Origin of the sequence: Streptomyces sp. KLMMK (assembly GCF_036961605.1) — a bacterium.
GTDB classification, from domain to species: Bacteria; Actinomycetota; Actinomycetes; order Streptomycetales; family Streptomycetaceae; genus Streptomyces; species Streptomyces telluris.
Map to the genome: position 1 here is coordinate 1 of NZ_JBAMDC010000041.1, position 24030 is coordinate 24030.

The window sequence follows — 24030 nt, forward strand, 5'->3', positions numbered from 1 at the left end:
CAGGCCCGTTCCAGCAGCCTCCGCCTGCGGCCGACCTCCCGCTGGAGCACGGGCACGGGGACGGGGCGGATGGGGCCGAGCCAGTGCCGGGCCTCGCCGAGGAAGCGGTCGGGCGCGCGCTGGGAGCGGTCGAGCGGGGACAGGACGAAGTAGGCCGCGTCGAACAGCGCGCTCAGGTGGCACAGTTCCAGCTCGCCGCGGCTTAGCCGGCCGCGCTCCACCAGCAGGCTGCCCGCCCGGTAGCCGGGCCCGCCCTCCGCGACCGCTTCCTCCCAGGCCTGCGGGGACAGCCGTCCGCGGGCGGTCAGCCGCCACCCCATGTCGGGCACGACCGGGCTCTCGGCGTGCACCACGGCGCCGTCGGTGAGGTAGAGCGCGCCGACGCGGCCGTGCAGGGCGCCGGTCGCTCCTTCTGCGGCGAGCCGGTCCAGCGTGGGGGCGGGCCGGTCCAGCGTGGGGGCGGGCCGGTCCGGCGTGCGGGCGGGCCGGTCCGGGGCGGGAGCGGGCCGGTCGGGGGCGGAAGCCGGTAACTCCCTTAACGGCAACTCCCGTACGGGCAACTCCGGTGCGGGTGACGCCGCAGGTATGCCGGTCACGCCAGGACCAGCCGCTCGGCGAGGCCCTTGAGCCGGAACAGGGCGACGGCGAGATTCGCCTCGTCGCGATCCAGCCACAGGTAGAGGCAGACGCTGCTGTCGAACTCCGTCTCCACGAAGCGGAGGAGGTGGTAGCTGCCGCGCGCGGTCACGATCAGGTCCTCCACCGGCCCGGTCCGTGCGGTCGCCGCGGTGAACGCGCTGTTCTCGAAGGCGAGCCGGGCCAGCTCCGCGGCGTCGGCCGCCGCGCTCTCGTGGTCCTGCCCGGGTCCCTCGCCCGCTTCTCCCAGCGCGAGCCCGCTCGTCCAGTCCACGAGGCTCGCGCCCCGTGCGCCCGGGATGGTCATGGCCTCGGCCAGGCACCCGTCGATACCGGTCACACGATCCTCTCCAGCCCCCCGTGCCCGATTACCAGTGGCGTCATCGCTGCGACGGAAGGTAATCGATGTGAGTGCTGTGAGGGGAGAGTTTTGGCATTTTCTCTCGGCACATGTAAAGCGGAGGTGTGGCGGGATCCGGACGGTACGCGGACAGGGGTGCGGGGCCCGCCCGGTGGAGGTGGGCGGGCCCCGGAACGAGCGGGACGGGACGCGGGTCTACTTGACGTTGACCGCGCTCCAGGCCGCCCCGACGGTCTTGTACTCGGTGCTCGTGGTGCCGTACAGCGCACCGGCGGCCGACAGCGTCGCGGTGCGCGCGGCCTTGTAGTTGGTGTTGGACGTCATGTACGAGGTCAGGGCCTTGTACCAGATCGCGGCCGCCTTGTCCCGGCCGATTCCGGTGACCTTGGAGCCGTCGGACGTCGGGCTGTCGTACCGGACGCCGTTGATCGTCTTCGCGCCGCTGCCCTCGGACAGCAGGTAGAAGAAGTGGTTGGCGACGCCCGAGGAGTAGTGGACGTCCTTGCCGCCCACGCCGCTGTACCAGCTGTCGACGGAGTTGCCGTCCTTGGACGGCTTGTCCATGTAGCGCAGCGGCTTGCCGTTGCCGAAGATGTCGATCTTCTCGCCGATGAGGTAGTCGCCGACGTCGGAGGAGTTCTTGGCGGAGAACTCCACCGCGGTGCCGAAGATGTCCGACGTCGCCTCGTTGAGCCCGCCGGACTCGGCGCTGTAGATCAGCTTCGCGGTCGCGGCGGTGACGCCGTGGGTCATCTCGTGGCCCGCGACGTCGATGGCGGTGAGCGGCTTCTTGTTGCCCGTCCCGTCGCCGTAGGTCATGCAGAAGCAGGCGTCGCTCCAGAACGCGTTGACGTAGCTGTTGCCGTAGTGGGCGCGGGAGTAGGCGCCCTTGCCGTCGTTGCGGATCCCGTTGCGGCCGAAGGTGTTCTTGTAGAAGTCCCAGGTCACGGCCGCGCCGTAGTGGGCGTCGACGCCCGCGGTGAGCCGGCCGCCGGCCCAGGTGTCGGTCGCGTTGGAGAAGAGCGTGCCGGTGCCGGACGTGCCCTGGTTGAGGTCGTAGGTCTTGTGGCCGCCGCGCGCGCCATCGTTGAGCTGGTAGCTGTTGCCGCTCTTGGTCGTGGTCAGCGGCACGGTCCCGCTGTACTGGCTGGTTCCGGTGCCCGTCTCGATCGCCTCGTGGCGGAAGAGCTCGGCTCCGGTCGCGGCGTCGGTGACGACGTGCAGCTCGCTCGGGGTGCCGTCGCGCTGCACGCCCTCGACGACCGTCTCGTAGGCGAGGACCGGTGTGCCGGAGGCGGCCCAGACGACCTTGCGCGGCGTGCCCGCCGAGGGCTTCGCGGTGTGCGCCGCGGAGGCGGCCGACAGGGCGGTCCTCGCCGCTGCGGAGGCGGGCTGCGCCGCATCGGTGGAGGTGAGGGAGATGGCTGCCTGGGTGGACTTGGTGACGGAGGTGCGGCCGCTCGGCTCCTGGTGGACGACGAGGTCGCCGCCGAGGACGGGGAGTCCGGCGTAGGTGCGCTCGTAGCGGGTGTGCACGGTGCCGTCCGCGTCCTTGACGACGTCCCGGGCGACCAGCTTCTCCTTGGCGCCGAGGCCGATCTTCCCGGCGGTGGCGGCGGCGTTGTCCTGCGCGCCGCGTATCTCGGACGCCCGCTGGTCGGGGCTCATCGGGACCGCCATGGCGCTCGGGCCGCGCTCGGCCTGGGCGCCGGCCACGCCGGTCTGCACGGCTACTGCGCACAGGGCGGCGGAGGCGAGGAGGGCGGTGGTGCGGACGGTGTGGCTGCGGGGGGTGGTGAATCTCAACTCTGTCTCCTAGCAGGGGCGCCGGGCCGCGGCCCGGCGAGGGATCGGACATCCCAGGGCGGACTGCCCGTTGATGCAGGAGTGAATCGAGAGGATGGTGCCAGCTCGCGCTCAAAGTTGACAGGTGCGTGACAAGGAGTGGCGTGGAGTTTTCCTACGATGTCCGGTTCGGTGCCGTCGCCGCCGCCGGAGAGGTGGTATCGGCGGCCCGGCCTTCATGGGCCGTGCGGCCCCGGAGCTCCGTCCCGGCGTGCGCCCCACCCGCCGCTCCGCTGCTCAGGAAGGGCGGATGGGGCATCGATGGTCAGCCCTTTCTGTCGCTCCACGCGAGTTGTATGGATTCCAGAATGCGGACGTTGTAGCGCGCCGGGTCGTCGCCGAAGCCGTCCAGTCCGACCACCAGATCGCGGACCTCGGGGAATTCGACGGCGAGCGGCTTGCGGTCCGGGTGCTTCGCGGCGAGTTGCGCCGCTATCTGCTGGATGTCAGTCCATCGCATGCGCCCGAGTGTGACCTACACCGTTCGAACGGTCCAGGGAGTCCGCCGTGCCGAGCGCATCGCGCGGGGACGCGGCGGCGAGGGCGGCCAGGAGCGCGCCGAAGAGCAGGAAGAGGGCGTAGCCGGGCAGTTCGTCCAGGAACAGACCGGTCAAGGACGAGCCGAGCGGGGGAGTGGCCATGAACAGCAGGCCGATGGCGCTGTTCGCCCGGCCCTGCAGATGTGCCGGGGTGCGCAGCAGGCGGGCGACCGTCAGCACCGACCCCGAGACGGCCACGGCCAGGGCGCACCCCGCCATCAGCACGGCGAGGACCGGCGCACTCGCCGTGAAGGCCATCGCGCCGACGAGCAGCGCGCACAGCACACCGGTTGCGGACAGGACCCGGGAAGGAGAGAGGAGCCGGCCCACGCGCGGGGCGAGGACGACCCCGGCCATCGCCCCCACCGCCGACGTCGCCGTGAGCATCCCGACGGACAGCCCCGACGCGCCCTGCCGCGCGCTGATCACGATGATGGCCAGGTACACCCCGTCGAAGACGAAGTTCTGCGCCGACGCGATGAGGGTCAGGCGGCGCAGCAGGCGCTCGTTCCACAGGAATCCGATGCCCACGGTGAACGACCGCCACAGGCCCTCGCGCCCGGCGTCCGGCGGGGGCGGCCGTGTCCGCGTCCGCAGCGCGCCGATACATCCGGCGGAGACCGCGTAGGAGACGCTGTCCAGCCAGAACGGCCAGCTCGCCCCCGCCTCGAACAGCGCACCGCCGACCACCGGCCCCAGCAGGAACGCGAACTGCCCCCGCACCTGGTTGACCGCCAGGGCGGTGGCCAGTCTGCTCTCCGGCACGACCTGCCGGACCGCCGGCAGGACCGCGGCGTTGAACGGCGCCGTCAGGAACCCGAGCACCACCCCCGCGGCCAGCAGCACCGGAAGCGGCGAGAAGCCGGTGAGGACCGCGGCCGCCAGGGCCGCACTCGCGGCCGCACGGCCGGTCTCGCAGACCAGCAGGACCGTGCGGCGGTCGAAGCGGTCGGCGACCGGGCCCGCCGGCAGACAGGCCAGCGCCAGCGCGCCGGTCCACACCGCCTCCACCAGCCCCACGTGCAATGGCGAGTGCGTGGCCTGAAGGACCAGCAGCGGCAGCGCGATGGCCGAGGCGCCCGAGCCCAGCATCGACAGCCCTTGCCCGGCGCAGAGCAGCTGGAAGTCCCGGTTGCGGCGCAGGCTGTCGGGGGGCGGGCCCGGGCGCCCGGCCGTGGTGGGCTTCACGGCCCCGACCCCGGTGGACGTCCGCACGGCGCGGGTGGCGACAGCGGCGGCGGGAGCAATGGCGGTGGGAGCAACGGCAGGGGCGGGTGCGCCATCCGCGCCGGGCCGCCGGCCAGCGCGGTGTGCACCGCCAGCAGGACGCCCGCGGCGCCGGTCGCGAGGTCCATGGACAGCCGCAGCAGCCCGTCCAGTGCGAAGGCCCGCCGGCCCTGGAACCGTACGCAGTGGAGGCCCAGACTCCGCAGGTGCGGGACCAGTGCGGAGTCGGGGCCGGCAAGGTGGGCGAGGCCGTACAGCAGCCCCGCCTGGCCGTCCAGGAGCCCGGGGGAGAGGAGCAGCTCGGTGCCGAGGCCGTCGCGCATGCGGTCGCGGAGGAGCGCGAAGTGCGGGTCGCCGGGGCGGTGCTGCAGGTACGCGTCCAGGGCGAGGGCGATGCCCGCGCTGCCGCGGTCCAGGGTCGAAAGCCACCGCTGCCCCTCCCGGACGTGGACCTGACCCTCGCGCGGCGTACCGCAGTGGCCGAGATCCCGCGCCAGCGCGGTCTCCGCATGCCGCAGCCACGCCTGTTCGCCGGTCTTCGCATACAGCCCGGTGAACAGCAGCGCCGGTCCCGACCAGCCGTGCGTGAGACCCACGGCGTCCGGCTTGCCCGCCACCTGCTCACGGCCCGCGAGCGCGCGGGCGAGCCGGCCGGCGAGCTGCGCCGCCCCGTCCGCGTCACCGAAGTGCAGGCGGGTCAGCCCGATCCCGGCGAGACCGCCGAACAGGCCCGCGCCACAGCCCTGGAGGTCGATCCCGTCCAGCCGCGCGAGCACTTCACGGGCTTCGCCCGGCCGGCCCAGCTCGTCCAGGACATAGGCGACGCCGGCCAGCCCGTCGTACAGCCCGGGCCGCGGCCAGCGGGTGCGCTCACAGGCCCGCACCAGCCAGTCCACGTGGTCGCCGAACGCGGGGTACTCCGCCCGTCCCGTGACGTACAGGGCGTGCAGGACCCCGGCCGCCCCGAACGCCAGCGACGCGCCCTGATCGTCGAACTGCCGCACGTCCCCGGGGAACAGCCGGTCCTCGCGCTCCGGCGTCGCGCTGAGCAGGATGCCCTCGCGGAGGGAGTCCAGTGCGGCCCGCCCGTCGGCCGTACGCTCCTCCGGCCAGGGCGAGTCGTCCGGCGCGACGTCCGCGAACGGCGTGGCCGCGACCCGTGCGGAGGCCGGCGGCGCGAGCTCCCTGCGCAGCCGGTCGACGAAGCCGGGCGGCACCGGGAACCGCCCCTCCACCCAGCACGCCAGCTGCGCGTACTTCGCCCGGTCGAAGCGCAGCAGCGGCGTCAGCGGGCAGAACAGCGCGAGGGCCAGGGCGGCGAGCGCGTACGTGTCGACGGCGCGACCCGAGCGGGCCCACGCGGCGGTGAACCCGGGTGTGCCCAGGGCGGGCCGGAGATCGGCGTCGTCCTGCGCGCAGGACGCCTCGGAGGACGACTCGGAGGTCCTCTCGGAGGCCCTCTCGGCGGCCGTTTCGAAGGTCGTCTCGAAGGCCGTCTCGAAGTCGACCAGGCAGACGCTGCCGTCGGGGCGCACGATGACGTTGCCGGGCTGCAGGTCCCCGAAGACGATGCCGCGCGCGTGCAGTTCGGCCACGGCCTTCTCGATCCGCCCGAGGACGTCGCAGGCCCACCGCGCGTACGCGGCGACCTCCTCCTCGCCGGAGCTGTGCCGGAACAGCGGGTGGCGCCTGCCCACCGCCTCCTGGAGGGTCTCGCCCTCGACGAGCTCCTCCACGAGGAAGTGGTGCTCCCAGTGGCGCGTCCGCGCGTACACCCGGGGCACGCAGTCGAGGCCGGCCAGCCGCTCCAGCACCGCGTGCTCGCGCCCCAGGCGCGCCACGGCGTCCAGGCCGCTGTCGTCCAGACCGGCGTGCGGCCGCGCTTCCCGAAGGACGACCCGCCTGCCGGAGTCCCGCTCCACGGCGCGGTACACACCACCGCCGTTGGAGAAGTGCAGTGCCTTCTCCACGCGGTACGGAAAGCCCCCGGGCGTGCCCGCCGCGGCCGCCCGGATGCGGGCGCCGAGAAAGGCGGGCGCCTCCACCCACGGCGGCACCCGGAACGCGGTCCCGCGCACATCGGGCACGAGCACGCCGCCCGGCCCCTCCATCGCCGGTACGTACTCGCCCTCGGGCGAGAAGCAGTAGGCGAGGCTGAAACCGCCGTAGCGCACGTAGAGCGGGCCCTCGTCCCAGCGCAGGTCGCTCAGGACGTACGGGCCCTCGACGCCGCGCAGCAGCGCCGAGAGGTCCGTCAGCGTCCGCTCCAGCTCGTCGTCGCCGGCGGGGTAGACGGTGACGAGCTTGCCCCCGGCCGAGCGCGGCGCCTGCTTGCTGTTGACCTGCTTGAGGACGGTGGCGCTCCGGAGGAACTTGAAGCAGATGCCGCGCCCGGTGCAGTAGTCCCAGACCGTGTCGACCACGTGCTCCGCCCGGGCGGCCGTGGCGGAGGCGTGGATCTTCCAGCCCTGCCGGGGCAGCCGGGCCTCCGGGCGGTGGATGTTCACCCAGCCGCCGCGCTCGGCCCGCCGCCAGCCCGGGGGCGGAGGGCCGGCCGCGCGGGCGAAGCGGTCGGCGGCGTCCTCGATGCGGTCGAGCGTCTCGACGAAGAAGGGGTCCGCGACGAGATGACCTTGAGCGAGCATGGTGACCTTCCCTTGCGGACTTCTGCGGATTCCTACGGATTCCTGCGGACTTCTGCGGGCGGACGGGACCTCTGCGGGGCTGCACCTCCGATCGCTGACGACCTGCCGGCCGCGGGCAGCCCACGGCCGGCAGTCCTTACGGAGAACGACGCGTCAGGCGACGCCGCGAGCGCTCTCGTAGCTGTTGGCGCAGGGCCACACGGAAGGGGTCTCCTCCTCCAGCTCCTGCAGTTCCAGGACCTCCGACATGTGCTTCACCTCCTCTCAGGTCTCCTCGGACCGGTGCATCGCGTGGATCCGGCAGACTCGTGCACGGACCGTCAGCCCATGCCGAGGGAGCTGTGGGAGCTGTTGGCACACGGCCACAGGGAGGGGGTCTCCTCCTCCAGCTCCTGCAGGTCCAGGATCTCCGACATCCGAATCACCTCCGCTCTTCGGCTCGTCGGGTCGGCGGCCGCGGGTCGAGGTACGGCAGGGCGGGGCCGTTGCCCTCGAACGCGGATCCCAGAGCGAGCAGCACGCCTGCCGAACCGGTGGCGAGGTCCGCCGAAAGCCTCAGCATCCGGAAGCCCGGGAACGCGAGGTGCCCGCGGTAGGAGTGCGCGTACCAGGCCAGGCGGCGGATCTGGGTGAGGACCGCGGGCTCGTTCCCGGCCCCGTCGCTCTCCCCGGCCCCGTTCCTCTCTCCGGCCCCGTTCCTCTCTCCGGTTCCGGGAAGAGGGCCGTCCAGCGCCGCGAGCGTGGCGATCGCGCCCGCCCGCCCCCGCAGCAGCCCGGAGTTGCGCACGTAGAGGGCCCGGCAGGTGTGCCGGACGGCGGCGAGTGTCGCGGCCCTGTCACCCCCGGGGCGATGCCTGAGCAGGCCCTGCAGGGGGAACGCGAGCCCGCTGCTCCCGCCGTGCAGGTACGGCAGGTGATGGGTGCCGTCGAAGAGGGTGAGGGCGCCGTCGGCCTGGACGGTGCACCGGTCGGCATCGAGGCCCACCGCACGGTCGGCGAGGTCGAGGTGACGCCTCTCCCCGGTCTCCTCGTACAGGTGCAGGAAGAGGAGGGCGATTCCCGCCGCGCCGTGCAGGAGGCCGCAGGGCGGGGGCACGCCGCGCCGGGCGGCGAGCGGACCGGATGTGACGACCCCGGCCAACTCCTCGGCGGTACGCAGCGCGCTCTCGTGCGGTGCTCCGTCCCCGGTGACCCGCGCGAACCGCAGCAGGTTCAGGGCGATGCCCGCCTTGCCGCCCGCCAGGTCGGGGCGGACGGCCTGCGCGTCGAGCGGGCGGCAGCGGGCGAGGACTTCGAGGGCCTGCTCGCGCCGGCCGAGCAGGTCGAGGGTCAGGGCGACGCCGTGCAGCCCGTCGAACAGGCCCGGCCGAGGGGCGGGGTCGCGCTCGGCGGCGGCCACGAGCCACGCGACGTACTCCGCCGGCACCTGCGCGCCCACCCGGTGCAGGGCGTAGAGCACCCCGGCCGCGCCGTAGTCGAATGCGTAGCCGCCCAGGGAGTCCGGGCCGGTCGGCGTGCACGGGAAGAGCCGGTCCTCGCGCTCCGGCGTGGCCATGGCGTGGATGCCGGCCACCAGGGAGTCCCGGACGGCCGGCCAGTCGGGGCGCTCCGCGGCGAGCATCCCGGCGTGGTCCTCGGGGGCGTCGTCGTCCCCGTGCACCGGTCCGGTGCTGTGAGGCGGCAGGCCGTACGGGCCGTACGGGCCAGACGGGCCAGACGGGATGGAGGGGCTGGACGGGCCGGGCCGCAGCCCGGTCAGGAGCCCGGTCAGCAGTCCGTCCCCGAAACGCGCGGGCAGCGGGTACAGCTCGTCCACGGCCGCGGTGAGGACGCGCAGCGTCGCCGGGCTGCGGTACGGGACGGGCAGGAGGAGCCACAGCCGCAGGGCGTCGAGGAGGAAGGCCGTCGCGTCCGCGCCCCGCAGGCCGGGCGGCGTCGTGAACCCTTCCTCGCCCAGTGCCGGCGCCCTGTCGTCGGACAGGTCCGTGGCGGTCTCGAAGTCGGCGAGGACGACGCGCCCGTCGGCGCGGAGCAGGATGTTCTTCGGGTTGAGCTCCCCGAGGCGCAGGCCCCGGGCGTGGAGGGCGCGCAGGGCTCCACTGACTCCGTCCACGGTCTCCAGAGCCCAAGCGGCGTACCCGGGTGCTTCTTTGGCGGCCCGTTCGTCCGACGTCAGCGGGAACCCGGCGGCCGCGGCTTCGGCCAGCGTGCGGCCCTCGACGTGCTCGACGGCGAGGAAGTGGTGCCCGGCGTGGACGTGGTGGCCGAGGGCGCGGGGCACGCAGTCCAGGCCGGCCAGCCGCGCGAGGACGGTGCGCTCGTGGGTGAGGCGGGTGACGGCGTCGTCGCCGCGCAGGTCCAGCCCGGCGTGGGGCCGCGCCTCGCGCAGGACGACCGTGGCACCGGTGACGCCGTCGGTCGCGAGGTACGTGCCGCCGCCGTTGGTGAGGTTCAGGGCCTTCCGCACCCGGTAGGGGAACGGGCCGTCGGGGGCGGTGTGCAGGGCCGCCAGGTCCGGGCCGAGGATCCCGGGCAGGGGGACCCAGTCCGGGCAGCGGAAGACCGGGCGGCGGTTCTCGGGGACGAGGCTCCCGTCGGGCCGTTGCAGTGCGGGGACCAGGGCGGGCTCGTCGCCGGGACCGTAGCCCCCGCTGTCGCCGACGGCCTCGGGACATCGCCGGGCCCCGGAGGAGCCGTAGCGGACGTACAGGGGGCCGGAGCGGTGGCGCAGACCGCCGATGACGTACGGGCCCGGGAGCGTCTCCAGCAAGGTGGTGAGCTCCGTGAGCGCACCGGCGAGCGCGGCCTCGTCGGCGGGGTGGAGCGTCATCAGGTCGGCGCCGGTGAGCCGGTCGGCGTGTTCGTCGCCCAGCGCCCGGGCGGCGGCGACACTGCGGACGACGTCGAAGGGCACGCCGTGGCGCAGGCAGAAGCCTCGGACGATCTCCGCCGCCCGCGGGAGGTGGGGGAGCGTCACGGACACGTGGATCCGCCATCCCTGCGCGGGCGGTTCCACCGCCCGGGGCCGCAGGGCCACCCACCAGCCCGCGTCCGTACGTTCCCAGCCCTTCGGCGGTATGCGGTGTGCGGCGGGCAGCCTTTCCGCCGAGTCGTCGAGCCGTTCGGGGAATTCGAAGAATTCCTGGTCCGCCCGGTAGAAACGGTCGTAGTCCTTGAGTTTCATCATGGGCGGCTCCTCCGTTCGGCAGCGACGAGGAATTCCATCGGTGGGGAAGGCGAAGCGGGGGTTGGGGGGAGCCGGGGTGAAATCCGTCCGGCCATTGCGTACCCGCGGCTTTCGAAGAGTGCCGGTCAGTGAGTGACGGGGGCGAATTCCGGGGGATTCGTACGGACCGAGCGCCGGCCGATCCTGGCCAGGTCCTCCGGGGAAGCGAAGCGGAGGTCCATCCGCCGGACGGCCTCCGCCCAGGTCTGCATCGAGTGCACCGAGGAGAGGGTCTCCACGACGAAGGGATCCTTCAGCCGGTCCAGCGTGCGCTCCCACAGCAGCGCCGCGGGCTCTTCGAGGAGGCTGCCGACCGTGCCCTCGTAGACCGGGATGCCGCGCACCCTGCCGTCCGGCTCCACCTGCATCACCGGGGTGTCGACGCGGCGCGCCACCCGCTCGGGGGTCATGGCGAGGTTGAAGTTGTCCGTGGTGAAGACCGACACCGAAGCGGGGGCGAGATCACGTAGCCGGGCCAGCTGTTCCGCGCTGGTCAACCGGGCCACTTGGGCGTCGTCGAGGAGTTCGCGGCGGCAGAATTCCGGGCGGCTGGCGAGCCCTTCGGGGACGGCCGAATTGAAGGCCAGGGTGCGCAGCCGGGGGAACCGGTGGGCGATGTCGGCGGCGAAGTCCTCCAGCTGACCGAAATTGCTGCGGATCACCACGCAGTCGATGCCGAAGACCAGCCGCTTCCGCCCCGCCGCCAGCCGCTCCTCCGCCACCTCGTCCAGCAGCGCCAGCGCGGCCATGACCCGGGCGAAGGAGCCGGCCCGGCCCCGGATGCGGTCGTGGACCTCCGGCGTCGCTCCGTCGAGGCTGACGATCACCTCGTCGAAGTGGTCCGCGAGGCGTGCGGCGAGCGCCCGGTTCATCACCCAGCCGCTGGTGTTGACAGACATCCTCACGCCTGCGTCGCGCAGCCGCGCCGCCACCTCGAAGATGCCCTGGACAATGAGCGGTTCGCCGCCGGACAGGGCGACGACCCGCGGCCCGAGCGACACGAGGGCGTCGGCGACCCGCAGCATGTCCGGCGGGCTCAGCTGCCGGGACGGGCGGCGGCCCGACTCCGAGTAGCAGTGCGAGCAGCGCAGGGGGCAGGCATAGGTGGTGTCCCAGACGATCACTTCGGGGCCGGGGCCGGGGCCGGGGCCGGGGCCGGAGCCGGAGCCAGGGCCGGACTCGGCACGAGGTTCAGAAGAAGGACCGGAAAGAGGACCGGAAGAGGGACCGGACGACGCACCGGAAGAAGGCTTGGACCAAGGCTCGGAACAAGGCTCAGGACCGGACTCGGAACCGGACTCGGAACCGGAGGAACGACTCATGGCAGCCACCCGTTCTCGAAGGACTCGGGGAACCCGGAGAAACCGAAAGGCCGGCGGCGGGCCGGCAGACCGGGCCCGGGCGCCCCGGAGGGCGCGCCGTCCCGGGTCCGGTCTCCCCCGTACCGCTTCCCTGATGCGATGCCCCGAGTCTGCTGGGCGCCGCCTTTCCGGGGGACCCGGGGGCCCTCCAATGTGCATGGAGGTTAACCGCCATGCACGTCGGGGGATTTCTTCTCTGGACTGCCGTCGGGACGGCCCACGATAATGTCCTGCGTGGCAGCAGCCAGAAGCGGGGGTATGCGCGTCATCGCCGTCTGCGGCGGACTGTGCATGCTCTGGGCAACACTCGTCGGGACGACCCAGCTGCAGAACAGGTATACGCTGCCGTGGATCCTGGGCTCCGTTCTCCCGTGCTATTTCGCCGGCTTGTTCATTTGGTGGCACGCGCCGTCAAGTCCGGTCGCAAGGCGCCTTTTGCTGATCGGTACCTGGCTTTCGGTGACCATTGCGATTCGTTACAGCACCACACTGCTGATCCGGGCCTTCGGCTGGAACCTGCGCCCGCGGCCCTACGCCCTCCTCCTGCCGGCGGACTACGGCCTCCAGGTCCTCAGCCAGACGTGCGACCTGATCGTCAGCATCCTCCTCGTCCGGCTGCTCGCCCTGCTGCCCGACGGCGCCGTCCTCTTCCCCTACGAGCGCCGGATCCTGCGCGCCCTGTGGGGACTGCTGGCCCTGCCCCTCCTGCTGCCCCTGACCGGGATGTCGCAGCTGTCCGTCCACTACGTCGTCTTCTACTACCCCGAGGCCTGGATGCCGGGCCTCGGCGCCGCCCTCCTCGTCGTCCGCTGCCTGCGCGCGCCCGCCGCCGGCCGCCCGGACGTCGCCGCCCTGCTGCCGTTCGCCGCGGCCGGCGCGGCGCTCCTGCTGGTCCGGGGCGCCTCCCGGCTCTTCCGCTCCTGGCAGGGAGAGCAGGGCGTGCTCTACTTCGTGGGCGCCGTCCTCGGCGCGCTGCCCTACGTGGCCGTGTCCCTCGTCATCGTCTACGCGGCCTTCCGCCACCGCCTCCTCGGCGTCGACCTCGTGCTGCGCCGCTCGGCCGTCTACGGGTCCCTGTGGCTCATCATCAACAGCTGGTACCTCGGCATGGCCCTGACCCTCGGGCTCACCGCGGGCCAGTACTTCCCCGTCGGTCTGTCCCTGCTCGTCGCCGTCGTCGCCACGGCCCTCTTCCAGCCGCTGCGCGCCCGCCTCAACGCCCTCGCCGAGCGCCGCGTCTTCGGCAAGCGCCTCAGCCGGTTCGAGCTCCTCGTCCAGTTCGGCACCACCCTGGAGCACGCCTACGACCTCGACCGGCTCGCGCCGCAGCTCGCCACCGGCCTGCGCGAGGGCCTGAACCTGCAATGGGTCGCGGTCCGGCTCGGCGGCGACGGGCTGCCCGTGTCCGCCGCCGGGGCCGGGGAACGGCCCCCCGGCGCCGCGCCCCTCGGGGAGTTCCCCCTCCTGTACGGCGAGGACGTCCTGGGCCTCATCGAATACGGCCCCAAGGCCGAGGGCCGCTGCACTCCCGAGGACCACGACATCGGCGAGACCCTGGCCCGGTCCGCCGCCCTAGCCGTGCACAACGTGCGCCTGGCCGCCGAGCTGTGCGCCCGGGTCGAGGAGGTGCAGCGGCAGGCCGCCGAGCTCGACGCCTCCCGCGCCCGCATCGTCCACGCCCAGGACACCGAGCGCCGCCGCATCGAACGCCGGCTCCACGACGGCATCCAGCAGGAACTCGTCGCCCTCGTCGCCAAACTGGCCCTCGCCCGCAACCGCCTGCACCGCGGCGGCGACATCGACGCGGCCCTGACCGAGGTGCAGGACGACGCCTACCGTGTCATCGACGGGCTGCGCGAACTCGCCCACGGCATCCACCCGCCGATCCTCACCGATCAGGGACTCGTGGCCGCCGTGACCTCCTGCGCCCGCCGGATGCCCCTCCCCGTCACCGTCCACAGCGAGGAGTCGCTGGGCGGGGTGCGCTTCGCCCTCGACATCGAGGAGTCCGCCTTCTACCTGGTCTCGGAGGCGCTCACCAACGTGCTCAAGCACGCCGGAGCCACCCACGTCACCATCCGCATCGCCCGCAGCGGCGGCAGGCTCCTGGTGGAGGTCCGCGACGACGGCGCCGGTTTCCCCACCGAGACCACCCGCGGTTCCGGGCTCACCGGCATGCGCGACCGCATCGAGGCCGTGGGCGGCGAGCTCACGATCACCAGCGGCACCGGTTCGGGCACCACCATCCGTGCGCGGCTCGTGGAGCGAGTGAGGGAGGAGACCCGTGCCTGACCCCCTGCGCGTCGTCATCGCCGAGGACCACTATCTGGTGCGCGAAGGCACCCGGCGGCTGCTGGAGGACACCGGACAGGCCGACGTCGTCGCCGCGGTCGGCACGGCCGTCGAACTCCTCGACGCCGTCGAGCGCTTCCGCCCCGACGTCGTCATCGCCGACATCCGCATGCCGCCCGGCCATCACACCGAGGGCATCACCGCCGCGCACGCCATCCGTGCGGGCCACCCCGGCATCGGCGTCGTCGTGCTCTCCCAGCACGCCAACGAGAACTACGCCTTCGACCTGTTCCGCTGCGGCACCGACGGCCTCGCCTACCTCCTCAAGGAGCGCATCGGCGAGGTCGACGAACTGCTGCGCGCTCTGCGCGAGGTGGTCGCGGGGCGCTCCGTGGTCGACCCGCGCATCGTGGAGGTGCTGATGGGCAGCCACGCCCGCACTGCCGACGCGCCGCTGTCACGGCTCACCCGCAGGGAGCTCGACGTCCTGCGGCACATGGCGGAGGGCAAGACCAACCGGGCGATCGCCGAGTCCCTGCGGCTGTCGGAGTCGACCATCGAGAAGCACGTCAACTCCACCTTCGCCAAGCTGGGCCTCGCCGAAATACCGCAATTGCACCGGCGCGTCAGCGCCGTCCTGGCCTACCTCCGGCACGCGCCGCACGGGCCGAACGGATCACATGGATCGCGTGGACCACATGGACCACATGGATCACATGGATCACATGGATCGCAAGCGCCGCACAACTGACGTTCATTGTCGGGATCCTGACAAGAAGCGGCATGCGGTGGCACGCTCGTTCCTGCCCCACGGTTCCCCCGGCAGACACGTCCCTCACCGTCGCAGCCCGAAGAAGGTGCCGCATGCCCCGCAGACAGCCCGTCCCGGGCTCCCTCGGAAAGCTCCGCGGAAAGTTCCGCAGAAGGCCCGTCGCTCCCGCTCTGGCCCTCCAGGCCGCCGCCGTCCTCCTGGTGTCCGGACTGCAGGCCGGCCCCGCGAGCGCCCACCCGGCCGGCGAGCCGGCCACCGGCACCGGCTGCGGCAGCTACGGCGACGTCACGCTCGACACCACCCGCAACACCACCACGGGCCTCTACGAGCTCAACGACCCCAAGCGCGGCAACCACAAGACGTACGACATGAAAGGCGCGACCACCGGCAACGGCACGCTGTTCACCGACGCCGACAACATCTGGTGCGAAGGCGGACGGCAGTCCGCCGGGGTCGACGCCCACTACGTCCAGGCCGTCGTCTGGGACTACTACCTGGGCACGCACGGCCGCAAGGGCGTCCACGGCGACGGCCGCGGCACCTGCAGCCGCGTCCACTACGGGAATCACTACGCCAACGCCTTCTGGGACGGCGGCAGCGGCTGCATCACGTACGGCGACGGCGACGGTGACGGCACCGGGAACGGGCGGTCCCCCGTCACCATCGAGACCGGCGCGCACGAGATGACCCACGGCGTCACGGAGGCGACCGCCAAGCTGACCTACAGCGGCGAGTCCGGCGGCCTCAACGAGGCGACCAGCACCATCTTCGCCGCGGCGGCCGAGTTCTTCGCGAACAACCCGGCGGACCCGGGCGACTACCTCATAGGCGAGCGCACCGACATCACCGGGAACAGCGTGAGCGGCCGGATGGACCACCCTTCCAAGGACGGCCGGTCCAAGGACTACTGGTACCCGGGCATCGGCGGCATCGACGTCCACCACTCCAGCGGCCCCGCCCACCACTTCTTCTACCTGCTCGCCGAGGGCAGCGGCCCCAAGGTCATCAACGGCGTCGCCTACGACAGCCCCACCTGCGACGGCAAGCCCGTGAAGGGCATCGGCCGGTCCGCCGCCGAGCGGATCTGGTACCGCGCGCTCACCGCCCACATGACCTCGAACACCACCTACGCGGCGGCCCGTGGAGCGACGCTGCGCGCGGCGGCGGATCTCTACGGCGCGAGCAGCGGCGAGTACGCGGGGGTCGCCGCCGCGTGGGCGGCGGTCAACGTCAAGTAAGGAGGCCGCCGCGTCACGTCCGAGACCTCCCGCGACCACTCCGGTGCGTTATAAGATCATCACTTTACGTCCGGGGGCGGTCGGGGAGGGGCGGGCATTCATGGGCGCGGGGGGATCGGCGTGGAAGCGGGCGCAGGAGGCCCGGCGGTACGAACGCGAGCTGCGCGAACAGCTCAGGGCCGCCCAGTGGGAGGTCCGCAACTGGGAAGCCGCGAGCGAGGGCGAACGCAAAGTCGCCGCGAAGCTGCAGGTCCTCACCCGGCGCGGCTGGCGCCTGCTGCTCGACCGGCGCTGGCCCGGCACCCGCTCGGCCAACGTCGACATGCTGCTCGTCGGCCCCGGGGGCGTCTTCGTCATCGACGTCAAGAACTGGCGCCACGCCCCCGAGGCGGCCGGCGGGCACCTGACGGCCGGCGGACGCACGTACGACCGCGAGGTCGACAAGCTGCTCAAGGTGACCCGGCTGGCGGAGAACGCCGTCTCCGCGCGGAACCTGTCCCCCGTGGCCGTCCAGCCGCTGATGGTCTTCGCCGGCCGGTCCGTGAACGCCCGGCTCGGCACCGTACGGCTGCTGGGGGAGCGGGACGTGACACCGGCGCTCGTCGCCGAACGGCTGCGGCTGCGCCCGTCCGAGGTGAAGGCCGTCGCCGACCACCTGGAGCAGGTGTTCCGCGACTACGAGGACACCTCGGCCCGCACCGGGCCCGCAGCGCCGACGGCATCGGCGGTGTCGGCGGTGTCGGGGCCGTCGGCGGCACCGTCGGCATCGGCGGCGCCCTCCGCGGCCGGGCCCGGGGACGCGCTCTTCGAGGACGCGCTCTTCGACGCGGAGGGGATACGGAACGCGGCCCTGGAAGCCGCCCGCAGCGCCCCGATCGAACAGTGGATGACGTTCCTCCACCCCGACCAGCTCGCCCTCGTACGCCGCAACTGGTCCGGCCCCGCGCGCGTCAGCGGACCGGCCGGCACCGGCAAGACCGTCGTCGCCCTGCACCGCGCCGCGTACCTCGCCGCACGCACCCCGGGCCGGATTCTCTACGTGACCTTCGCCAACAACCTGCCCCGCGTGCAGCGCACGTTCCTGCGGACGATGGCCCCGGCCGTCGCCGACCGGGTCGACTTCAGGAGCCTGCACTCCTGGGCGGGCGAGTTCCTCCGCGAACGCGGCGTCGCGAGCAGGCTCGACCGCGACAGGGCCGAGGGCGCCTTCGGCCGGGCCTGGCAGAGCCACGGCCGCGGCACGGTCCTGGAGACCCTCGACCCGGCACCCGGATACTGGAAGGACGAGATCGACTACGTCATCAAGGGCCGGGGGCTCACGGCCTTCGAGGAGTACGCCCCGCCCCTGCGGCGCTGGCGCCGCCGCACCAATCTGCGCCGGCCCCACCGCGAGGCCGTGTGGGCGCTGTACGAGGAGTACGAGCGCAACCGCACCGGCAAGGGCGTGCACGACTTCAACGACATCCTCGCCCTCGCCCTCGCCGAGGCCCTCGCCCACCCCGGCGCCACCCCGTACACCTCGGTCGTCGTCGACGAGGTCCAGGACCTCACCTTCGTCGGCGTACGACTGCTCCACGCGCTCGTCGGCGACGCGCACAACGGCCTGCTGCTCGTCGGCGACGGCCAGCAAGCCGTCTACCCCGGCGGATTCCGCCTCTCCGACGCGGGCATCGACGTCCGAGGCCGCGGACAGGTGCTGCGCAAGAACTACCGCAACGCCAAGGAGATCCTCGACGCCGCCCTCGCCGTCGTCGCCGACGACTCCTTCGACGACATCGACGGCACCCCGACGGCCGGGCGCCGCGACGTCGACCCCGCCTACGGCGACGGCCGGGTCACCAGGTTCACGGCGGCGACCCGGGCCGAGCACGACGAGGCGCTCCTCACCGCCCTGCACGCCCTCGGCCCCGAAGCGTGGCCCGACTCCGCGGTGCTCTGCCGCACCGGAACGGAGCGGGACCGCTACCGGCGGCTGCTCACCCGGGCCGGCATACCCGCGATCACCCTGGAGCAGTACGACGGCCGGCCGGTGCCCGGTGTGAAGCTGGGCAGCTACCACCGGGCCAAGGGGCTGGAGTTCAAACACGTGCACCTGCCCGACCACGACGCCCCGGCCGCGGCCGGGGCGGGCGACGGCACCGACGAGGGCGTCGTCCGCGAGCGCCGCGAGCTCCACCGAAGCCAGCTCTTCGTCGCGATGACGAGGGCGCGGGACACGCTGTGGCTGGGATCGGTGACGCGGGGCTGAACCGGTGGCGGTGGCAGCGGCGGTGGCAGCGGGCGGCGGGTCAGCGTCCCCAGCGCAGCCCGGGCGTCTGCACGGGCGCGTCCCACAGCCGCAGCAGTTCCTCGTCCACCTGGCAGAGCGTCACCGACGCGCCGGCCATGTCGAGCGAGGTGACGTAGTTGCCGACGAGCGTCCGCGCCACCGGCACGTCGCGCTCGCGCAGGACGCGGTGCACCTCGGCGGTGAAGCCGTACAGCTCCAGCAGCGGCGTCCCTCCGGCCCCGTTCACCAGCGCCAGCACCGGGCCGGTCGGCTGCAGGTCGGCCAGCACGGCGTCCACGGCGAAGTCCGCGATCTCGCCCGACGTCATCATCGCCCGCCGCTCCCGCCCCGGCTCGCCGTGGATGCCCACGCCGAGCTCCAGCTCCCCTGCGGGCAGGTCGAAGGTGGGACTGCCCTTGGCGGGAGTGGTGCACGAGGCCAGAGCCACCCCGAAGCTGCGCGACGCCTCGTTCACCCGCCGCGCGATCGCCTCCACCCGCTCCAGCGGCGCCCCCTCCTCGGCGGCCGCACCGGCGATCTTCTCCACGAAGAGCGTGGCCCCGGTGCCGCGCCGCCCGGCGGTGTACAGGCTGTCGGTGACGGCGACGTCGTCATTGACGAGCACGCTCGCCACCTGGATGCCCTCGTCCTCGGCCAGCTCGGCGGCCATGTTGAAGTTGAGGACGTCACCCGTGTAGTTCTTCACGATGAACAACACGCCCTTGCCGCTGTCCACGGCAGCGGCGGCCCGCACCATCTGATCGGGCACCGGCGAGGTGAACACCTCCCCGGGACACGCCGCATCCAGCATCCCGGCCCCCACGAACCCCCCGTGCAACGGCTCGTGCCCCGACCCGCCCCCGGACACGAGCGCCACCTTCCCGGCCACGGGCGCGTCCCGCCGCACGACGATGCGCCGCTCGACGTCGACACTGAGCTCGGGATGCGCGGCGGCCATACCGCGGAGGGCGTCGGGGACGACGGACTCGGGGACGTTGATCAGCATTTTCATGCGGGGCTCCTCAGGTGTTGGTCGGGTAGGCCGCTGACCTGTGTTTTAGCAGGTCAGCAGGGGGATGAGGGATGGTTGACCTCGGCGGGCTCCGGCGGCCTGCGGCGACCTCTGGCGGGTCTGATGCTGACTGAATGCTGACTTTGCTGACCACCCGTCATATTTCCTGGGGCTGCGTCGCCTGACCAGGGAACAGTACCGACGCCGGAGATGACTCGGCGCAGCAGCTTCCCGTACGTGATCCCGAGCGGCCTTTGCGGGCCGTATGGGTGAGCAGTCGGAATGCCGAGTGGTCGCTGTTTCCCGTTGCTTTTCGAGATGAATACTCGCTTGACCGGTCTGGCCTTCCAGGGCTTCGACGACCGATGGATTCCTGCGTTGGCTTGAAGATCCTCTGCCTCAGCCGCCGTACGTTCTCCTCACAGGTGGCCCAGTCGTTGCCGTGCCGGTCGAGTAAGTCGTCCTCGGGCCCATTCATCGCAGGCGAGGGCATCACGACAGGTGCCGTGATCTCCATGTTCGTCTCCGGTGTCCAACTTGTCCCTCGGGTTCCGGCTTCCTTGCAGTGGTGTCTTCAAAGGCTCACCTGATCCACGTGGGCGCCCTTTCGGGCCGGGCCATCAGGACCCGTATCCGGCGAGTTATGCGAGAGTGAAGGTCCCACTCCCGGTTTCCTCCGGCCTTTCGGCCTGCCGGCCTTCGCTTCTTGGATCTTCCTTCTCCCGCCGGGTACTTCAGCCTTCCTTACGATCGGCCTACCAAGCCAGTGGCTTGGACCTCGACGGGGTTTCCACGTTCCGCACCAGTAAGACGCGGCTGGGGTGGGCGCCCCTCTACCCCGGGACCAGCGGTGTCCTCCCTCCGGGCTCAATTACCCGAAGTCGCTTGGTGCCTTTCAGCACCGGGTCCTGTGACCGCCGCCGACACGCCATCGACGCGGTCTCAAAGTCGCGAGGCATCATAAAGGGCTCACTTGCGTTCGCCCGTCCAGCCTTCCCCTCACCTGTTGCACCCCGATGGCCTCCTTCACGTGGCTGTCCTTACTTACGTGGTGCGACTTCGTGTCGCACACTGAGCGCTTCGCTTGGCCAGTTGGGCGGACGACGCCCCTTGCCCGCCTTCGGCGGGATGGCGGCGGGACAGTGCGGGGGCCGGGCCGGGCCGAGACGGGGCGTGGCACGTACCTGAAGGTGCGTACTTGATCAAGAGGCGGTGCCCGGGGAGTCTGGTGGAGGCGCGCCAAGCCCTTCGTCCCTCATCGACCCTTCCCTCGCGGCCAGGTGATCCCGGCCCCAGGCGGAGAGCAGTTCAAGCAGTTCGTAGAGCCGACGGCCCTGCTCGGTCAGTGAGTACTCGACCCGGGGCGGTACCTCTTCGTGGTCTTCCCGGTGCACGATCCCGTCCGCCTGGAGTTCCCGAAGCTGCTGGGTCAGCACCTTCTCGCTGATGCCGGTGACCAGTCGCCGGGTCTGACCGAAACGGCGCGGGCCGTCGGACAGCGCCCACATGATGAACGACTTCCATTTGCCCTCGAACGCCCCGACGGCCACGCCCATCCCGCATGTGTGCGGATCGGTCACCGTCACGATCTCGGAGTTTCCCATGTCTGCTTCCCCCGTCACCGTTCTCGGCCTGGGCCCGATGGGCCGGGCCCTGGCGTCCTCGTTCCTGGCCGCGGGCCATCCCACAACCGTGTGGAACCGTACCCCGGGCCGGGCGGACGGCCTGGTGGAAAGCGGCGCCGTCGAGGCCGCGACCGCTGCCGACGCGATCGCGGCGAGCGACCTCGTGGTGGTCTGCGTGCTGGACTACGACGCCGTCCGCGCCGTCATCGCCCCGTACACCGCCGCGCTCAAGGGCCGCACCCTGGCCAACCTCACCGCCGGCACTCCCGACGACGCCCGCGCCACCGCCGAGTGGGCCGCCGCGCACGGGATCGACTACCTCGACGGTGCCATCATGGTTCCGACGTACCTGGTCGGCGGCCCGTCCACCCTGGTTCTGCACAGCGGCCCGGCCGATGTGTACGAACGCCACCGCGACGCCCTCCAGGCCGTCGGCGGCACCTGCGTGCACCTGGGTTCGGACCCTGGCCGTGCGGGGGCGCACGACGTCGCGCTGCTCGACATCTTCTGGACCGCGCTGACCGGTGTCGTCCACGCCTTCGCCCTCGCCGGGGCCGAGGGCGTCACCGCCCGCGACCTGGCCCCCTACGCCAAGGGGGTCGCCGGTCTCCTGCCTGATGTCATCGACGCCTTCGCCGAGCAGGTCGACACCGGCAGCTACCCCGCCGGGGGCTCCAACCTCCGCTCGGCGGCGGCCATCATGTCCCACGTCCTCGGCGCCTCCCGCAGCCGGGGGGTGGACAGTACGGTCATCTCCGCCGCCCACGAGATCGCCAGGAAGGGCATGACGGCCGGTTACGGGGACGCCTCCTACGCTCACGTCGCCGAACTCCTCCGCGACTGAACCGGCCACTCGGCTGAGGCGGGCGGGCGCCGCCATCGGTTCGTGCGACGGCCGTCACCACCGCGCCCACGCCAGGCACAGGCCGTACCCACAGCTGTGGCCGTTAAGCCAACGCCACGGCCACCCCAATCGCTCACTGGCCAACTGGCACGCTCAGTCACAGTGGGGATGGCGTTCAAGGGGTGGCAGCGACGCTCGGCAGAAGTATGGAAACCACCACACATGCCGCTGGAGAGTCCGGTTCGCGTAGCGCGGCCGGGCTCGTGCCGTGAGGCGGCGCCGGTGCTTCGAAGGTGACTGCGCCGCCCCGGCCCACATTCCGCAGGTTCTCGCACAGGCACTGACCTTGTTCTTTAACCCCACGTCGCTGCGGAATGCTTGCCGGTGGAGAAAATGCGGTGCGTGCCGGCACCACGCTGGTCAGACTCGCTGACATGACTGAGAAGATCACCCGCATCAACCCCGATCAGCTGCATGAGACACCCGGCTACCACCACATCACCGTGGTGGAGGCAGGCCGTACCGCCTATCTGGCGGGGCAGTGCCCGCTTGATCGGAATGGTGACCTCATCGGTTCCGGTTCCCTCGAGGCGCAGGTCGACCAGGTTGTCGCGAACGCGCTCGCTGCCTTGGCAGCGGTGAGTGCCCAGCCTGAACATGTGGTGCGGTCAGTGATCTACGTGCGGAGCGATGAGAGGGACATTCTCGGAGCCGCATGGCGTCGGCTCACCGAGTCTGCCCTGGGCCCGGCGTTCACCACCGCCAGCACGCTCTTGGGCGTCGCCCAGCTGGGCTTTTCGGGACAGCTCGTCGAGGTGGATCTCACCGTGGCGCTGCCTGACTGACTTTGAACGGCGTATCGAACCGGGTAGCCCAGCTGGGCATTTGCGGGACGCAGAGGCGCCCCCGCTACCCGACCCTTCGTCGTGGTCACATGCATCCTTGGTCGGAGCACATGATCAGACGAAGCCGCATCAGCGTCCGCCGAACACCCAGGTGAGCGGCCTGGTTCGAGGAGCATTTCGACTCACCGATAGCCTGCATCACCATGATGCGCGCTTGGATCCTGCCGATGCTGCTTGTGCTCAGCGGCTCAGCCGTCGCGACTGGGCAGGTCTTGAAGGGGAGTCCCGGCACAGCCGCAGCACTCCTGCTGGCGTTCCTCGCGTTCGCCAGCGTGAATTCACCTCTGATCTTCCCGAGGTCGATCGGTGCGCAGGAAGCACAACGCCGCAGCGCGGTCGACGGCCGACCGGTCGTCTACTGGCGGCCGGGCTGCAAGTACTGCATACGACTGCGCATCCGGCTGGGCCGCAGCGCCCGCCAGTTGCGTTGGGTCAACATCTGGCGCGACCCGGCAGGAGCGGCAGCGGTGAGAGCAGCCAACGACGGCAACGAGACCGTGCCGACCGTCGTCGTGGCGGGCCAGCCACACACCAACCCCGATCCCAAATGGGTGCGCGAACAGCTCTCCCCCTCCGCGTGATCAGAACCCGCGCACTACGGAGAGGCACCCGCAGACACAAGCGCACAGAGGTTAAAAGACAAGCTGACCGCGGTACCAGCGTAGTCACCGAGCCCCCGTTCGCTGCCCTGCCGCCGCCGTCCTACTGGGGTGCGCCGCCGGTGAGGTACCGGCGCTGTTCGTCCGTGAGGTCCAAGGCACAGGCGTGAGCGGCTTCATGGACGTGGGCGGGGCGGGTGGCGCCGATGACGGGGAGAACGGGCACGTCGAAGGCGCGCAGGAACCCGAGGGCGACCTGATGGGCCGTGGCGCCGAGCGCGTCGCCCGGGCGGGCGGCGCGCCGGCGTCGGGCGATGTTGTCGTCGGTGCCGTAGGCGCGGGAGACGTAGTCGTGGTGGCGCAGGCGGCCCGTGGTGAAGGCCGGGGTGAAGAACCCGAGGGCGCTGGTGCGGAACGGCATGACCATCAGGCGCTGCTGGCGGGCGAGTTCCAGGTGGTGCTGGTCGGCTTCGATGAGTTCGGGGTCGGTGGCGTGGCGGGTGCGGCGGGCCAGGCTCCATAGGGGGCTGGTCACGGTCAGTCGGTGCGGCCCGCGCTCTGCCAGGGCGTGGGTGAGGGCCAGGATGCGGGGCGGGGTCCAGTTGGAGACGCCCACGGCACGGACGGTTCCTTC

General features: G+C 71.9%; 17 protein-coding genes and 1 pseudogene. 7 read left to right on the plus strand and 11 right to left on the minus strand.

Annotation, left to right across the window (positions count from 1 at the left end):
• The 8 genes and pseudogenes from V7793_RS10525 to V7793_RS10560 form a co-directional block, all read right to left on the minus strand.
• Positions 1 to 596: pseudogene (locus V7793_RS10525) on the minus strand (hypothetical protein); the annotation flags it as partial.
• Positions 593 to 976 carry a hypothetical protein gene (locus V7793_RS10530; RefSeq protein WP_336004730.1) on the minus strand — a complete coding sequence of 128 codons (384 nt, stop codon included), beginning with the start codon at positions 974 to 976 and terminating at the stop codon, positions 593 to 595. The pseudogene V7793_RS10525 and the gene V7793_RS10530, both read right to left, overlap by 4 nt.
• A gap of 216 nt (positions 977 to 1192) precedes the next feature.
• Positions 1193 to 2803 carry a M4 family metallopeptidase gene (locus V7793_RS10535; RefSeq protein WP_336004733.1) on the minus strand — a complete coding sequence of 537 codons (1611 nt, stop codon included), beginning with the start codon at positions 2801 to 2803 and terminating at the stop codon, positions 1193 to 1195.
• 304 nt (positions 2804 to 3107) lie between these two features.
• Positions 3108 to 3302 (minus strand): Fe-S cluster assembly protein IscX, encoded by a 195-nt coding sequence (gene iscX, locus V7793_RS10540; RefSeq protein WP_179083861.1) that lies wholly within the window; start codon positions 3300 to 3302, stop codon positions 3108 to 3110.
• A complete protein-coding gene (locus tag V7793_RS10545) occupies positions 3289 to 4569 on the minus strand; it encodes an MFS transporter (RefSeq protein ID WP_336004735.1) in 1281 nt (426 codons plus the stop codon). The genes iscX and V7793_RS10545 overlap by 14 nt, the downstream gene beginning before the upstream one ends.
• Positions 4566 to 7253 carry a class III lanthionine synthetase LanKC N-terminal domain-containing protein gene (locus tag V7793_RS10550; RefSeq protein ID WP_336004737.1) on the minus strand — a complete coding sequence of 896 codons (2688 nt, stop codon included), beginning with the start codon at positions 7251 to 7253 and terminating at the stop codon, positions 4566 to 4568. Before V7793_RS10550 ends, V7793_RS10545 begins: the two co-directional genes overlap by 4 nt.
• A 421-nt stretch (positions 7254 to 7674) precedes the next feature.
• On the minus strand, positions 7675 to 10440 hold the full coding sequence (gene lanKC, locus V7793_RS10555; protein WP_336004739.1) for a class III lanthionine synthetase LanKC: 2766 nt from the start codon (positions 10438 to 10440) through the stop codon (positions 7675 to 7677).
• 125 nt (positions 10441 to 10565) lie between these two features.
• Complete coding sequence (locus V7793_RS10560) at positions 10566 to 11603, minus strand: radical SAM protein (RefSeq protein WP_336004741.1); 1038 nt, start codon at positions 11601 to 11603, stop codon at positions 10566 to 10568.
• A 696-nt stretch (positions 11604 to 12299) separates the two neighbouring features.
• Between V7793_RS10560 and V7793_RS10565 the strand changes: the two genes are divergently transcribed.
• The 4 genes from V7793_RS10565 to V7793_RS10580 all read left to right on the plus strand — a co-directional run bounded on the left by V7793_RS10565 (position 12300) and on the right by V7793_RS10580 (position 18390).
• Complete coding sequence (locus V7793_RS10565) at positions 12300 to 14132, plus strand: sensor histidine kinase (protein ID WP_336004744.1); 1833 nt, start codon at positions 12300 to 12302, stop codon at positions 14130 to 14132.
• On the plus strand, positions 14125 to 14883 hold the full coding sequence (locus V7793_RS10570) for a response regulator (RefSeq protein ID WP_336004747.1): 759 nt from the start codon (positions 14125 to 14127) through the stop codon (positions 14881 to 14883). Before V7793_RS10565 ends, V7793_RS10570 begins: the two co-directional genes overlap by 8 nt.
• Positions 14884 to 14996: 113 nt before the next feature.
• Complete coding sequence (locus V7793_RS10575) at positions 14997 to 16142, plus strand: M4 family metallopeptidase (protein WP_443057876.1); 1146 nt, start codon at positions 14997 to 14999, stop codon at positions 16140 to 16142.
• A gap of 100 nt (positions 16143 to 16242) precedes the next feature.
• Entirely contained in the window at positions 16243 to 18390 is a 2148-nt protein-coding gene (locus V7793_RS10580) for a nuclease-related domain-containing DEAD/DEAH box helicase (protein WP_336004750.1), read from the plus strand.
• Between the two features lie 40 nt (positions 18391 to 18430).
• Here the strand turns inward: V7793_RS10580 and dhaK are convergent, their stop codons facing one another.
• Together dhaK and V7793_RS10590 are read right to left on the minus strand one after the other, a co-directional pair.
• Positions 18431 to 19423: a dihydroxyacetone kinase subunit DhaK gene (gene dhaK / locus V7793_RS10585; protein ID WP_336004755.1), complete on the minus strand. Its 993-nt coding sequence runs from the start codon at positions 19421 to 19423 to the stop codon at positions 18431 to 18433.
• 1202 nt (positions 19424 to 20625) lie between these two features.
• Positions 20626 to 21027 (minus strand): winged helix-turn-helix transcriptional regulator, encoded by a 402-nt coding sequence (locus tag V7793_RS10590; RefSeq protein WP_336004758.1) that lies wholly within the window; start codon positions 21025 to 21027, stop codon positions 20626 to 20628.
• Between V7793_RS10590 and V7793_RS10595 the strand changes: the two genes are divergently transcribed.
• The 3 genes from V7793_RS10595 (at position 21026) to V7793_RS10605 (ending at position 23378) form a co-directional block, all read left to right on the plus strand.
• Positions 21026 to 21892 (plus strand): NAD(P)-dependent oxidoreductase, encoded by an 867-nt coding sequence (locus tag V7793_RS10595; RefSeq protein WP_336004762.1) that lies wholly within the window; start codon positions 21026 to 21028, stop codon positions 21890 to 21892. The two genes, V7793_RS10590 and V7793_RS10595, sit on opposite strands and share 2 nt — an antisense overlap.
• Positions 21893 to 22326: 434 nt before the next feature.
• Entirely contained in the window at positions 22327 to 22737 is a 411-nt protein-coding gene (locus V7793_RS10600) for a RidA family protein (protein ID WP_336004765.1), read from the plus strand.
• A gap of 203 nt (positions 22738 to 22940) precedes the next feature.
• Entirely contained in the window at positions 22941 to 23378 is a 438-nt protein-coding gene (locus V7793_RS10605; protein ID WP_336004768.1) for a glutaredoxin domain-containing protein, read from the plus strand.
• Between the two features lie 121 nt (positions 23379 to 23499).
• On the opposite strand, the gene V7793_RS10610 is transcribed toward V7793_RS10605, so the two are convergent.
• Complete coding sequence (locus V7793_RS10610) at positions 23500 to 24012, minus strand: aldo/keto reductase (RefSeq protein ID WP_336004773.1); 513 nt, start codon at positions 24010 to 24012, stop codon at positions 23500 to 23502.
• Positions 24013 to 24030: the final 18 nt, after the last annotated feature.

Coding starts and splice junctions, on each gene's coding strand:
- V7793_RS10580 (WP_336004750.1), top strand. CDS start 16,243: ATGGGCGCGGGGGGATCGGCGTGGAAGCGGGCGCAGGAGGCCCGGCGG.
- V7793_RS10595 (WP_336004762.1), top strand. CDS start 21,026: ATGTCTGCTTCCCCCGTCACCGTTCTCGGCCTGGGCCCGATGGGCCGG.
- V7793_RS10590 (WP_336004758.1), bottom strand. CDS start 21,027: ATGGGAAACTCCGAGATCGTGACGGTGACCGATCCGCACACATGCGGG.
- lanKC (WP_336004739.1), bottom strand. CDS start 10,440: ATGATGAAACTCAAGGACTACGACCGTTTCTACCGGGCGGACCAGGAA.
- dhaK (WP_336004755.1), bottom strand. CDS start 19,423: ATGAAAATGCTGATCAACGTCCCCGAGTCCGTCGTCCCCGACGCCCTC.
- V7793_RS10600 (WP_336004765.1), top strand. CDS start 22,327: ATGACTGAGAAGATCACCCGCATCAACCCCGATCAGCTGCATGAGACA.
- V7793_RS10575 (WP_443057876.1), top strand. CDS start 14,997: ATGCCCCGCAGACAGCCCGTCCCGGGCTCCCTCGGAAAGCTCCGCGGA.
- V7793_RS10550 (WP_336004737.1), bottom strand. CDS start 7,253: ATGCTCGCTCAAGGTCATCTCGTCGCGGACCCCTTCTTCGTCGAGACG.
- iscX (WP_179083861.1), bottom strand. CDS start 3,302: ATGCGATGGACTGACATCCAGCAGATAGCGGCGCAACTCGCCGCGAAG.
- V7793_RS10605 (WP_336004768.1), top strand. CDS start 22,941: ATGATGCGCGCTTGGATCCTGCCGATGCTGCTTGTGCTCAGCGGCTCA.